Source organism: Ruegeria sp. BHSC026 (assembly GCF_059613065.1).
In genome coordinates this window covers 24,483-36,054 of the sequence record NZ_JBXWRV010000013.1, presented here as the reverse complement: position 1 = coordinate 36,054, position 11,572 = coordinate 24,483, and the positions used below count along the sequence as shown (strand labels likewise).

Annotated in this window: 12 protein-coding genes and 1 pseudogene; 6 read left to right on the top strand and 7 right to left on the bottom strand. The window is 62.3% G+C overall.

Annotated elements, in window-relative coordinates:
• The first annotated feature begins 70 nt into the window (after window positions 1–70).
• The 6 genes and pseudogenes from AC2FME_RS14665 (at window position 71) to AC2FME_RS14640 (ending at window position 4,303) form a co-directional block, all read left to right on the top strand.
• A complete protein-coding gene (locus tag AC2FME_RS14665) occupies window positions 71–361 on the top strand; it encodes a DUF2946 domain-containing protein (RefSeq protein ID WP_496742856.1) in 291 nt (96 codons plus the stop codon).
• 66 nt (window positions 362–427) lie between these two features.
• Window positions 428–1,144, top strand: a pseudogene (locus AC2FME_RS14660) (PepSY-associated TM helix domain-containing protein); the annotation flags it as partial.
• Between the two features lie 299 nt (window positions 1,145–1,443).
• Window positions 1,444–2,307, top strand: coding sequence for an acetylglutamate kinase (argB, locus tag AC2FME_RS14655; RefSeq protein ID WP_496686689.1), 864 nt, complete (start codon window positions 1,444–1,446; stop codon window positions 2,305–2,307).
• Window positions 2,308–2,364: 57 nt separating this feature from the next.
• Window positions 2,365–3,159: a sterol desaturase family protein gene (locus AC2FME_RS14650; RefSeq protein ID WP_496794666.1), complete on the top strand. Its 795-nt coding sequence runs from the start codon at window positions 2,365–2,367 to the stop codon at window positions 3,157–3,159.
• Entirely contained in the window at window positions 3,156–3,821 is a 666-nt protein-coding gene (locus tag AC2FME_RS14645) for a ferredoxin (protein WP_496800802.1), read from the top strand. Before AC2FME_RS14650 ends, AC2FME_RS14645 begins: the two co-directional genes overlap by 4 nt.
• Entirely contained in the window at window positions 3,806–4,303 is a 498-nt protein-coding gene (locus tag AC2FME_RS14640; protein WP_496800801.1) for a SixA phosphatase family protein, read from the top strand. Before AC2FME_RS14645 ends, AC2FME_RS14640 begins: the two co-directional genes overlap by 16 nt.
• Before the next feature lie 47 nt (window positions 4,304–4,350).
• Here AC2FME_RS14640 and AC2FME_RS14635 read toward each other — a convergent pair whose 3' ends face one another.
• The 7 genes from AC2FME_RS14635 to AC2FME_RS14605 form a co-directional block, all read right to left on the bottom strand.
• Complete coding sequence (locus AC2FME_RS14635) at window positions 4,351–5,142, bottom strand: amino acid ABC transporter ATP-binding protein (protein WP_496679171.1); 792 nt, start codon at window positions 5,140–5,142, stop codon at window positions 4,351–4,353.
• Between the two features lie 12 nt (window positions 5,143–5,154).
• A complete protein-coding gene (locus tag AC2FME_RS14630) occupies window positions 5,155–6,453 on the bottom strand; it encodes an amino acid ABC transporter permease (protein ID WP_490362205.1) in 1,299 nt (432 codons plus the stop codon).
• A 3-nt stretch (window positions 6,454–6,456) separates the two neighbouring features.
• Window positions 6,457–7,689, bottom strand: a complete 1,233-nt coding sequence (locus AC2FME_RS14625) for an amino acid ABC transporter permease (protein ID WP_496679174.1) — start codon at window positions 7,687–7,689, stop codon at window positions 6,457–6,459.
• Window positions 7,690–7,810: 121 nt separating this feature from the next.
• Window positions 7,811–8,827, bottom strand: coding sequence for an amino acid ABC transporter substrate-binding protein (locus AC2FME_RS14620; protein WP_496679175.1), 1,017 nt, complete (start codon window positions 8,825–8,827; stop codon window positions 7,811–7,813).
• A gap of 209 nt (window positions 8,828–9,036) precedes the next feature.
• Window positions 9,037–9,744, bottom strand: coding sequence for an ATP12 family chaperone protein (locus AC2FME_RS14615; protein ID WP_496800800.1), 708 nt, complete (start codon window positions 9,742–9,744; stop codon window positions 9,037–9,039).
• On the bottom strand, window positions 9,737–10,420 hold the full coding sequence (locus AC2FME_RS14610; protein ID WP_496679178.1) for an HAD-IA family hydrolase: 684 nt from the start codon (window positions 10,418–10,420) through the stop codon (window positions 9,737–9,739). Before AC2FME_RS14610 ends, AC2FME_RS14615 begins: the two co-directional genes overlap by 8 nt.
• A complete protein-coding gene (locus tag AC2FME_RS14605) occupies window positions 10,417–11,460 on the bottom strand; it encodes an RluA family pseudouridine synthase (RefSeq protein ID WP_496800799.1) in 1,044 nt (347 codons plus the stop codon). The genes AC2FME_RS14610 and AC2FME_RS14605 overlap by 4 nt, the downstream gene beginning before the upstream one ends.
• Between the last annotated feature and the right edge of the window lie 112 nt (window positions 11,461–11,572).

Below are 11,572 nucleotides of genomic sequence, written 5' to 3'. Positions count from 1 at the left end.
TGCTGCTGCGCGTCATATCGGTGCTGACGCTGGTTGCTGTGATGGTACCCGGTGCAATCCCGATGGCTGGATGCCCACGCGCAACTCGGACGGGGCGATTCTGATGGTGATCTGCACCGGCGACGGCCTGGTCGAGCGCTGGATCAACCCGGGCGAGGACGCCCCGGACCACGACGAAACCGACGAACGCAGCGCCTGCCCCTGTGGCGGGGTGAATCTGGCAGGCCAATTGCCCGAAGTGGGAGCGGTGCTGCCGGCCGACTGGCCGATTGCCGCGCGTTGGGCGCATGTGGATTTCACCCATCGCAGCGCCGGGTTCCACACCCGGTACGATGCCCCGGGTCCGCCCCACCTCTCTTGAGACCGAGAACAAGACTTGAAACCTCAGCCGCCCGGCCGGCGATGTTCCGAATTTCTGGAGACTGAAATTGTACAAGACGGCCAAACCGGTGGCGCTCAGGCGAGCCGGCGCGAACAGGCGCAAAAATTCTACCTGGCCGCCTGGCGGTGGCACTTCTATGCGGGGCTTTTTGTTGTCCCCTTCCTGATCATCCTGGCGGTGACCGGCCTGATTTTGATGTTCATTACCCAAGCCGATGGTCGCGACGGAGAAAAAATCGCGGTCGAGATCAAGGACCAGGCGATGCCCGCATCCGAACTGGCCGACATAGTTCAGGCCCGCGTGCCGGGCCGCGTGGTCGAATGGATCGGCCCCAAGGCGCCGGATCTGGCAACCGTGTTTCGCGTCAAGGCCGAGACCGGTCAGCGCATGGTGGCCATCGACCAGTATTCCCGCGAGGTGATCCAGGTCTGGGACCGTCGCGCGGGGTGGTACGATCCGGCCGGCAACATCCACTCGACCCTACTGATGGGCGATACCGGCGACCGGATTCTGGAAATCGCGGCCGGGATGGCGCTGCTGCTGGCGTTCACCGGCCTTTAAAGGTGGTGGCCCCGCGGAAACGTTGTGGCGGCCCTGGTGCCTGACCTGCGGGCGCGGGGCCGGGCCTTTGGGAAATCGCTGCACGCGGTCGCCGGGTTCTGAATGTCGCTGCTGCTGGTCGGGTTCCTCATCTCGGGCATGTCGTGGGCCGGGATCTGGGGCGGCAAGTTCGTGCAGGCCTGGAGCAGCTTTCCGGCCGAGATGCCCGTGTGGAAGGGCGCGGTGCTGATCGGGCTGTGCACGGCCATGGCCTTCCCACTGGTTGGGCTGACGCCGCTTGCGGCGCTGGCCGTCGACCTGCTGGTCGTCAGCAACATACCTACGGTACGGCGCGCATTCAACTGACCGGTTCAGGCGGCGCCGCGTGGCGTTGCCCGGTTGCGTGGCGCGGCAGCGTCCCCCTTTTGGCGCGCCACGCAACAAAACCTGCGGCCTGCCCGTTCCGGGCTTGGCAGGTCCGGCCAAAGGCCCTAACAGGGAAGGCCAGAGGGACGACAGCCATGAAGAAACAGGACATGAACCGGGATTGGATAGCCACCGCCGCCACGCTCAACAGCGCCCTGCCCTATCTGCAGCGTTATGACGGGGCAATCGTCGTGATCAAGCTGGGCGGGCACGCCATGGGCAGCGACGAAGCGATGGAAAGCTTTGCCCGCGACGTGGTGCTGATGCGTCAGGTCGGCGTGAACCCGGTGATCGTGCATGGCGGCGGGCCGATGATCAACGCGATGCTGGACAAGCTCGACATCCAGTCCGAGTTCGTGAACGGCAAGCGCGTCACCGATGCCGCCACGGTGGAAGTGGTCGAAATGGTGCTGTCCGGCGTGGTGAACAAGCGCATCGTGCAGGCGATCAACGATCAGGGCGGCATGGCCGTCGGCCTTTCCGGCAAGGATGCCAACCTGATGATCTGCGACCAGACCGACGCCTCGTTGGGATATGTGGGCACACCCGCCGAGATGAATCCCAAGATCCTGCACGACCTGTTCTCGCATGACGTGATCCCGGTGATCGCCCCGCTGGGGGCGGGCCGCAATGGCGAGACGTTCAACGTGAACGGCGATACAGCCGCCGGGGCGATTGCCTCGGCGCTCAAGGCCGATCGCCTGTTGCTACTGACGGACGTGTCCGGCGTCAAGAACGCCGCAGGAGAGGTCGTGACCGAGTTGAAAGCGGGCCAGATCCGTGAGATGACCCGCGAAGGCACAATCGCCGGCGGCATGATCCCCAAGACAGAAACCGCGCTGGATGCGCTGCACAGCGGGGTCCGCGCCGTGGTGATCCTGGATGGCCGCGCGCCCAACGCCGTGCTGCTGGAGCTGTTCACCGAACATGGCGCCGGCTCGCTGATCCGTCCCGACTGACGGCTTCTTGGCGCAACTGGGCTTGTGATTCTCAATCGCATGCCCAATTGTGAATGTATGGAGCACGAAGCCACCATTCGCCTGGGCGTTTTCCTAGGGCTGTTTATCATCTTTGCCTGTGCCGAGGCGCTTTTGCCGCGCCGTCCGCGCCAATACGGGCGGCCGAAAAGATGGGCCACCAACCTGTCGATCACGATCCTCAACACCGTCGCGCTGCGGCTCATGGCGTTCGGATTGCCGCTGCTGGCGGTCGGTGCGGCGCTGGATGCGGGCCAAAAGGGCTGGGGCCTGTTCAACCATCTCTCTTGGCCTGTATGGGTCGAGGTGGCGCTGTCCATTCTTATCCTCGACTTTGCCATCTGGGCGCAGCACCTGGTCACGCACAAGGTGCCGATCCTGTGGCGCCTGCACCGGGTCCACCATGCGGACCGTGACATGGACGTGACCACGGCGGTCCGTTTCCATCCGGTGGAAATCGCGCTGTCGATGCTGCTCAAGATCGGCCTCGTCTACCTGCTGGGGCCCAGTGCACTGGCCGTGGTGCTGTTCGAAGTTCTTTTGAATGGCACGGCAATGTTCAACCACTCGAACCTGAAACTCCCTCTTGCTCTGGATGCGGTCTTGCGTAGGCTGCTGGTAACGCCCGACATGCACCGGGTGCACCATTCGCGGCTGAGGGAGGAACACGACAGCAATTATGGGTTTGCCCTGTCGATCTGGGACCGCTGGATGGGAACCTATGTGGCGCAGCCCGGAAAGGGGCATGACGGCATGACCATCGGTCTCGAATGGCAGGACGACCGCCCGACAAGACTGGGCTGGAGCCTGTCGCTGCCGTTTCGCAAGAAATGATCTATGACGAGGTTGAAAAGGCGGCGCACGAACACGGGCTGATCGTGATGGGCGCCCAGCATCCGCGCCTGAGCGGTGCCAAGGGGCTCGACGGCGGTACCCTGATCCTTTTGGGCGCTGCCGGGGCGTTCTGGCCTGCGCTCAAGGCCTCGCCCGAATGGCGCGACGGCGATCCTGACCCGGTCGATCGCTGGTCAACCCGCGTTGTCAGCGCGATGGCCGAGAGCCTCGGGGCAGAGGCGCATTTCCCGTTCGGCGGACCGCCCTACATGCCATTCATCGACTGGGCACTGAAATCTGGTCGCGCCTTTCTTAGCCCCGTCGGTGCAATGGTGCATGATACGGTGGGCATGATGATCTCTTATCGGGGCGCGCTGTATTTCGCAGAAGAATTTTCGATCCCCGAGGCGACGGCCCCTTCGCCTTGCCTGACCTGTCCTGCCCCCTGCGCCACCGCTTGCCCGGTGAAGGCGCTGAACGCCACGACGTTCTATGATGTTGAGGCCTGCCACGGTTATTTGGACACTGCCGAGGGGCGGTCCTGCATGACCGGAGGCTGCGCCGCCCGGCTGGCTTGCCCCCTCAGCGCAGGCGCCGGGAGAGACCCCGAGCAATCGGCCCACCACATGCAGGCGTTTCATCCACCATGCCCCGCACATTGATCCTGACCCGCCACGCCAAGTCCAGCTGGGACAACCCAGACCTGAGCGACCATGCACGCCCGCTGAACAAGCGGGGCCGAAAATCGGCGGCGGCAATCGGGGCCTGGCTGAAGGAAAAGGGATGGTTGCCGGACGAGTTGCTCTGCTCCTCATCCGTTCGCACCCGCGAAACCTGGGAGCGGATGGGGCTCGAGGCGGAAAAGCTGACCTTTACCGACGAGCTATACCATGCTTCGCCGGATCGGATGTTCCTGCTTCTGTCTTCGGCAACCGGGGAAACCGTGCTGATGCTGGGGCACAATCCAGGAACTGCCGGGTTTGCCGGCGCCATCGTGGAAGAGGCCCCGATGCACGGCCGGTTCTTCGACTACCCGACCGGCGCCACAACAGTGATCGGCTTCGACATCGACGATTGGCGGGATGTGAACTGGCGCAGCGGCACGGTGAGGGGTTTCGCCATCCCGCGCGAGTTGACGGAATAAAAAAGGGCGGGATGCCCCCGCCCTTTGCTGTTGTCTTTCAGCCCGCGTCAGTGTCCCAGGATCTGGCTGAGGAACAGCTTGGTGCGTTCGCTCTGCGGGTTGTTGAAGAACTCTTCGGGTTCATTCTGTTCGACGATCTGGCCGGCATCCATGAAGATCACGCGGTTCGCCACCTGACGCGCAAAGCCCATCTCGTGCGTCACGCAAAGCATGGTCATGCCTTCCTCGGCCAGCTCGATCATGGTGTCGAGCACCTCTTTGATCATCTCGGGGTCAAGGGCCGAGGTCGGCTCGTCGAACAACATGATCCGCGGCATCATGCACAGGCTTCGCGCAATCGCCACACGCTGTTGCTGACCACCTGACAGTTGGCCGGGATACTTGTTGGCCTGATCCGGAATTTTCACCTTCTCCAGGAAGTGCATAGCGCGTTCTTCGGCCTCTTTCTTGGGCGTCTTGCGCACCCAGATCGGGGCCAACGTGCAGTTTTCCAGAACCGTCAGATGCGGGAACAGGTTGAAGTGCTGGAACACCATCCCGACCTCGGAGCGGATCTTGTCGATGTTCTTGAGGTCGCTGGTCAGCTCGATCCCGTCCACGACGATCTTGCCGGCCTGATGCTCTTCCAGCGCGTTGATGCAGCGGATCAGGGTCGATTTGCCCGAACCCGACGGCCCCGCGATCACGATCCGCTCGCCCTGGTTGACGGTCAGATTGATGTCGCGCAGCACGTGGAAGGACCCGTACCACTTGTTCATGTTGTTGATTTCGATGGCGACCTCGTCGCTCACCTGCATTTTCGAACGATCGATTTCGCGATCAATGGCAAGTTCAGACATGTGTTGAACTCCTTAACGGTGATCGGTGGCAAGGCGACGCTCGAGCCACTGTGAATATTGAGAGATGCCGTAGCAGACGACGAAAAACAGAAGCGCGGCAAAGCCCAAAAGCTCCCAATAGACGCCATTCCACTCGGTCGATGCCAGGATCGGGCCGCGGATCATGCCAACGAGGTCGAACATCGAAATGACCGAAACCAGCGTCGTATCCTTGAACAGGCCCACGGCCACGTTCACGATACCCGGGATCGAGATCTTCAGTGCCTGCGGCAGGATGATCAACCGCATTGCCTGGGCATAGTCCAAACCAAGACTGTCTGCGGCCTCGTACTGTCCACGAGGAAGCGCTGCCAGACCGCCGCGGATCACCTCGGCGATGTAGGCAGCCGAGAACATGGTGATCATGATCACCACGCGCAGGAACAGGTCGACCGTGCTGTCAGGCGGGAAGAAATACGCCAGCATCACCGAAGCCACGAACAGCAGCGTGATCAGCGGCACGCCCCGGATGAACTCGATGAAAATGACGCAGACCCACTTGATCAAAGGCATGTCGGACTGGCGGCCCAACGCCAACGCGATGCCAAGGGGCAGTGACAGCGATACACAGGTCACCCCGAGCATAAGGTTCAGCATGAACCCGCCGAGGTCGCGACTGGGAACAGCGGTCAACCAAGCATTTTCCGATGCATCTTCGGGGATCAGCGCACCGCCGACGTTCCAGACGATCAGCGCGACGACGATCCCACCGAAGAACCCGGCGGCAAAGCTGTTTTTTCCGTATTTCTGGAAAACGACCGCCGCTGCGACGCAGCCCAACAACGCCACCAAGGGGACAAGAACGGTGCCACCCCAAATCAGCCAGAAGGCAACAAACGGGTAAACCGCAGTGAACAAAAGCATCTTTCGAGGCAGATCGAAGAACAGAACCGGCGCTGCGGCCACCAGCATCAGCACGAACGCGAGGTTCGGGCGCCAATAGGCTTCCACGGGATACTTGAACCCGTAGATCAACTGGTTCCACCGCTCCGTCAGAACGGCGAAACACGCGCCGGTCTTGCCGTCCAGGATCTCACGGCACTGCGAAAGCGAATCCGCATTCCAAACTCCGTTGAAGATCCATGGCAGCGTGTTCTTCAGCAAAACATAGATCAGCAGCACGGAGAGAATGGTCAGAATGGTGTTCCCTACGCCCGAGAACAGGTTCTCGCGCAGCCATTTGACCACGCCGGTTTCATTGGCCGGCGGCGGCGAAGGCGGAATCGTCCCCTCGGCCACGAATGCGATCGAGTTGGTGGTTTGATCACTCATGGCTCAGCGCTCCTTCAATTTGACGGATGCGTTGTAGATGTTCATCACAGCCGAGATCAGCAGCGAAGCCGTCAGATAGAACAGCATCAGCAGCAGAACACATTCGATCGCACGACCGGTCTGGTTCAGCGAGATCCCACCCAGGGTGGCGGTAATGTCCGCATAGCCCACGGCGATCGCCAGAGACGAGTTCTTGGTGATGTTCAGATATTGCGAGATCAACGGCGGGATGATCACCCGCAGCGCCTGGGGCAGGATCACGAGTTTCATGATGCGCCCCGGACGAAGACCCAAAGCGGCCGCAGCCTCGGTCTGACCTTTCGAAATTGCCTGGATGCCTGCGCGCACGTTCTCGGCGATGAAGGCCCCCGTGTAGATCGACAGGGCGAACCACAAGGCGATCAAGGGACCGCCCACCTTGATGCCACCGCTGAAGTTGAAGCCTTTCAACGCGGGCACATCCCAGGTCAAGCCCATCAGGACCATCAGGGTCAGGAAGGGTACCAACCACACGGCCAGTTTTACCAGGAAGGTCTTGGGACGTTCACCGGTTTGCTCCTGCTTAAGGGTCGCACGCTTTTCAACTTCGTGCGACGCGAACCAAGAGCCGACCAGACCCGCAAGCACCAGAAGCCAGTTCAAGATCGTGGAGCTGAAAAGACCGTTGCTGAATTCCGGCCGCGGGATGTAAACACCGCGGTTCGTGAAGGCGAACAGGTCGAACAGCATGCTCGAGGTCGGGTTGTCACCCCGGAACGCCCGTGGCCCCGGCAGCACTGCCGTCATGATGGTGAAGATGATGATGATCCAGATCAGAACCGGAATGTTCCGGAAGATCTCGACATAGATCGCCATCAGCTTGGAGACGAGCCAGTTGTTCGACAACCGCAGGACACCTGCGATCACACCGAAAATGGTGGCCGTGACACAGGCAAGAAACGCAACCAGCAGCGTGTTGAGGATACCAACGATCGCCGCGCGTCCATGTGAGGACTGGCTGTCATATTCGACCAGGCGCTGGTTGATGTCGTAACCGGCCGGGTCGCCTAGAAATGCAAATGAGATGTTCAGGCCAGCAGCCCGGAGGTTCTGGATCAGGTTGTTGCCAAGATACCAGATGCTGAGCGCAATAACGATGGCCGCAATCACTTGGAAGGTCAAAGAGCGATAGCGGGTATCGTTTATGAGCATCGACAACCGAAAATCAGCTTTCGGTGGGTCAGTCATAGTCGACATGTTTTGGGATCCCCGTGGCTTGCGGATGCTTCTGATTTGGCAGGGTATTCCCTGCTCCCGAGCTGTCCGCAGCTATTTATGAGAAATGGGCGCAGGAAACCCTGCGCCCTTCTCGGTTTTCTTAACGGAACGGCGGCGAGTACAGCAGGCCACCATCGGTCCACTGGGCGTTCAGGCCGCGTGCCAGACCGATCGGGGTGTCTTCGCCGATGTTCTTGGCAAACACTTCGCCATAGTTGCCGCCCGCCTTGATCGCGCGCATGGCCCACTGGGCGTCCAGACCCAGCATCTCGCCCAGGGTGCCTTCGCTCCCAAGCAGGCGGTTGATTTCCGGGTTCTCGGTGCCGGCTGCCATCTCATCGATATTGGCCGAGGTGATGCCCAGCTCTTCGGCCGAGATCATCGCGTTCAGGGTCCAGCGAACCACGTCGCCCCACTCGTTGTCGCCGTGACGGACCAGCGGGCCCAGCGGCTCTTTCGAGATGATTTCGGGCAGCAGGACATGGTCACCGGGGTTTTCGAACGTGGCGCGGGTTGCGGCCAGGCCCGATGCGTCGGTGGTGTACACGTCACAGGCACCGGCAAGGTACTGCTGCTGCGCTTCGGCGTTGGTTTCGATCGGCACCGGCTCGTAGCTGATGTTGTTCGAGCGGAAGAAATCCGCCAGGTTCAGCTCGGTGGTGGTGCCGGTCTGGATGCAGACGGTTGCGCCGTCCAGTTCCTTGGCCGAGCTCACGCCCAGCGACTTGGGCACCATGAAGCCCTGACCGTCATAGTAGTTGACGCCGACAAATTCGAACTTCAGGTCAACGTCGCGGCTGAAGGTCCAGGTGGTGTTGCGCGCCAGCATGTCGACCTCGCCCGACGCCAGAGCGGTAAAGCGGGTCTTGCCGGTGGTGGGCACGAATTCGACAGCGTTCGCATCGCCCAGGACGGCGGCGGCAACGGCGCGGCAGACGGCCACGTCAAAGCCTTGCCATTCGCCGTTAGCGTCGGGTGCCGCAAAACCGACCAGACCGGTGGTCACGCCGCAGTTCAGCTTGCCGCGCGCCTTAACGTCGTCCATGGTTCCCGCCGCGGCCGCGCCAGCAGCCAGACCAGCAATCGTCGCCGCGCCCAAGATTACGGATTTTTTCATTTTTACCTCTTCCTGATTTCCCGCCCCGATCCGGGACGGGCTTTTATCCGACACGCAAGGTAGCCGGACCGGTTACCCAAAAGGTGTCTCCCCTTTAGTGCGCCCGAGTTTGGGCGCATTCATAAACAAACGTCAAGGGCCGGATCATGGAAATCGATGAGATCAAGCGGGCACCGTAGGCAAGTCTCTCAAATCGGGACCAAAAAGGCTCAGACCGATAGATCGTAGAACTGTTTGGCGTGCAGGAAGGCGGCCCTTTTGATCTCGGCGGCCTGAACGGCTTCTGCGTCGTCGCCCCATTGCTCGGCCTGCCACGATTCATCCAGCCGCGAAATGCGCCATATATCGTCCGGTTTGCGCCAATTCCGGGCAGCTGCAAAACCCAGAATCAGCGACCCCGACAGGCTCACCAGATCGTGAAAGGCCGCCAGACGGAACGCGTCCAGCGCGTGCACCATGTCGCGCAACCTGTTTACGGCTTCCGCAGGCTGCGGCTGATGCACCACGCCCGCAACCGTCTGCAGACGCGCCCCCAACGTTTCGGCGGCCCAGTCCAGCGCCGGGTCCCATTGTTCGGCCTGACGCTCGGCCAGCTCCCGAGGATGGGTGGCGCGATAGCACAGCAGGTCAGAGTCGCCATAGTCGGCCAGCATGTCGGCCACCTCGGCATGTTGATGCGTCACCTTGTCGATCGCGGCATTGGCCGAGCGGGTAAAGGGCATGGTCGCGGGGTCGACTTCTTTTTCCTGCACGTCCCATTCCCGCGCGACCGCTTCGGCCATGGCCCGGGTGGGCAGCACCAATGGCGCCTTGGCCGGCGTCTTCACACGGCGCCCGTCCAGCTCGACAGCATAGCCGTCATCGGCTGCGACCACGGCGCTTGATGTCCAGAAGCGTTTCGGTTTCCAGTCACTCATGCTCTTGTCCCCAGAATTCTGTCAGCGCGTCGGGCAGTTGATCGAAACTGTCGATCACCCTGCGCGCGGCCACCAGACGTGACCGGTCGTGATAGCCCCAGGCCACTCCGATCCCGTGAACGCGCGCCGCCTGCGCCATTTCCATGTCGAAACTCGTGTCGCCGATCATCACCGCATCCGCAGGTGTGACGCCAGTCTCGGACAGGGCCGTTTCGATCATCGAGGGATGCGGTTTCGACGGGTGATGGTCGGCCACCTGCCGGGTGACGAAAACGTGCCCGAGGTCGTGCGCCTCAAGCAGCGCGTCCAGCCCGCGCTGTGACTTGCCCGTGGCCACGCCCAGCAGGATCTCGGGGGTGGCGTGCAGCCGATCGATGACGTCGCGGGCGCCGGGGTACAGGGGCGAGCCAGCGGCGCCCTGCTGAAGGCGCTGCGCGTGGTAGGCTTGCTTGTAGCCATCGACCAGCCGGGCCTGCATGCGCGGCGGCTGCTCGGGCACGAGGCGCGCAATCGCAACCGGCAGGGAAAGACCCACGATCGACAGGATCGCGGCGCGATCCGGCACCGGCAGCGACACCGCCTGGAAACTGGCGGTCATGGCCGACACGATGCTGGCCTGGCTGTCCACCAGCGTCCCGTCCACATCGAACAGAACCAGTCGCAGGTGCGCGGTCATCGCAGCGCCTCGAACGGGTCCTCGGCGGCCAGATCCTCGGTCCAGCCCAAGGTGTCCCAACTGTCTTTCATGTGCGGCGGCAGCGGGGCGTTGATCGTGATTTGCTTGCTGGTCATCGGATGCTTGAATGACGCGGTTCGGGCGTGCAGATGCAACTTTTTGCTGATGACCCCACCCAATTGTGCGCCCCAGCCATCGCCCAGATTTTCCTGACCCGAGCCGCCATATTTCCCATCCCCGATGATCGGGTGCCCGATGGCCGCCATATGCGCACGCAGCTGATGTGTGCGACCGGTGACGGGCTCCATCGCCACCCATGATGCACGGCTGGCCACCCGATACAGCGTGGCATAAAGCGTGTGCGCCCGTTTGGCGCCCGGCGTACTGTCGATTTCGTTCAGGTGGAGGGCGATCATCTTTTCGCCTTCGCCCTGCTTGCCGTGACCGGGGGCCTTGACCAGCCCGGTCTTGATCTCGCCCAGATACGGGGTCGGCACACCAGCCACCAGCGCCCAGTAGATCTTGCGTGTGTTGCGATGCCGGAAGGCCGCGGTCAGGCCCTTGGCCGCTTCGCGCGTGCGCGCCATCAGCAGCACGCCCGACGTGTCCTTGTCGAGACGGTGCACGAGCCGTGGGTTCTCGTCATAGCCAAAGCGCAACGCTTCGGCGAGGCCGTCCACGTGCCGGACCTGGCCGCTGCCCCCCTGAACGGGCAGGCCTTGGGGCTTGTTCAGCGCCAGCACGTGGTCATCCCGGTAGATCACGCAGGCTTGGATCATTTTCGCATCGGCATCCGTCACGCGGGGGCGGGCCGGGGCAGGTTTGTGATCCGGGTCGGGCAGGGGCGGCACACGCACCACCTGCCCCGCCTGCAGCCGGGTCGAGCCCTTGACCCGCCCGCCGTCCACGCGCAGTTCACCCTTGCGGCACATCTTTTCGATCCGGCCCTGGCTGACATGCGGGAACAGGCGCCGCAACCAGCGGTCCAACCGCTGGTCGCCGTCGCCCGGCTCGACCGTGATCATCTGTACGCCGCTCATGCCAATACCCCTTGCAACCGGATGCTGCGCGCCCGGAAAATCGCCCGTGTCAGTGCCTCAGAAAACATCCGCGTCTGTCGCGCGCCGCAAGGCAAGAGTCAAGCAGGCTGAC

Bases quoted from the DNA above. Each gene is read 5' to 3' on its own strand.
- AC2FME_RS14645 (WP_496800802.1), top strand. From the start codon at position 3,156: ATGATCTATGACGAGGTTGAAAAGGCGGCGCACGAACACGGGCTGATC.
- AC2FME_RS14650 (WP_496794666.1), top strand. From the start codon at position 2,365: ATGGAGCACGAAGCCACCATTCGCCTGGGCGTTTTCCTAGGGCTGTTT.
- AC2FME_RS14615 (WP_496800800.1), bottom strand. From the start codon at position 9,744: ATGAGTGACTGGAAACCGAAACGCTTCTGGACATCAAGCGCCGTGGTC.
- AC2FME_RS14605 (WP_496800799.1), bottom strand. From the start codon at position 11,460: ATGAGCGGCGTACAGATGATCACGGTCGAGCCGGGCGACGGCGACCAG.
- AC2FME_RS14635 (WP_496679171.1), bottom strand. From the start codon at position 5,142: ATGTCTGAACTTGCCATTGATCGCGAAATCGATCGTTCGAAAATGCAG.
- AC2FME_RS14665 (WP_496742856.1), top strand. From the start codon at position 71: ATGCCCACGCGCAACTCGGACGGGGCGATTCTGATGGTGATCTGCACC.
- AC2FME_RS14640 (WP_496800801.1), top strand. From the start codon at position 3,806: ATGCCCCGCACATTGATCCTGACCCGCCACGCCAAGTCCAGCTGGGAC.
- AC2FME_RS14630 (WP_490362205.1), bottom strand. From the start codon at position 6,453: ATGAGTGATCAAACCACCAACTCGATCGCATTCGTGGCCGAGGGGACG.
- AC2FME_RS14610 (WP_496679178.1), bottom strand. From the start codon at position 10,420: ATGACCGCGCACCTGCGACTGGTTCTGTTCGATGTGGACGGGACGCTG.
- argB (WP_496686689.1), top strand. From the start codon at position 1,444: ATGAAGAAACAGGACATGAACCGGGATTGGATAGCCACCGCCGCCACG.
- AC2FME_RS14625 (WP_496679174.1), bottom strand. From the start codon at position 7,689: ATGTCGACTATGACTGACCCACCGAAAGCTGATTTTCGGTTGTCGATG.
- AC2FME_RS14620 (WP_496679175.1), bottom strand. From the start codon at position 8,827: ATGAAAAAATCCGTAATCTTGGGCGCGGCGACGATTGCTGGTCTGGCT.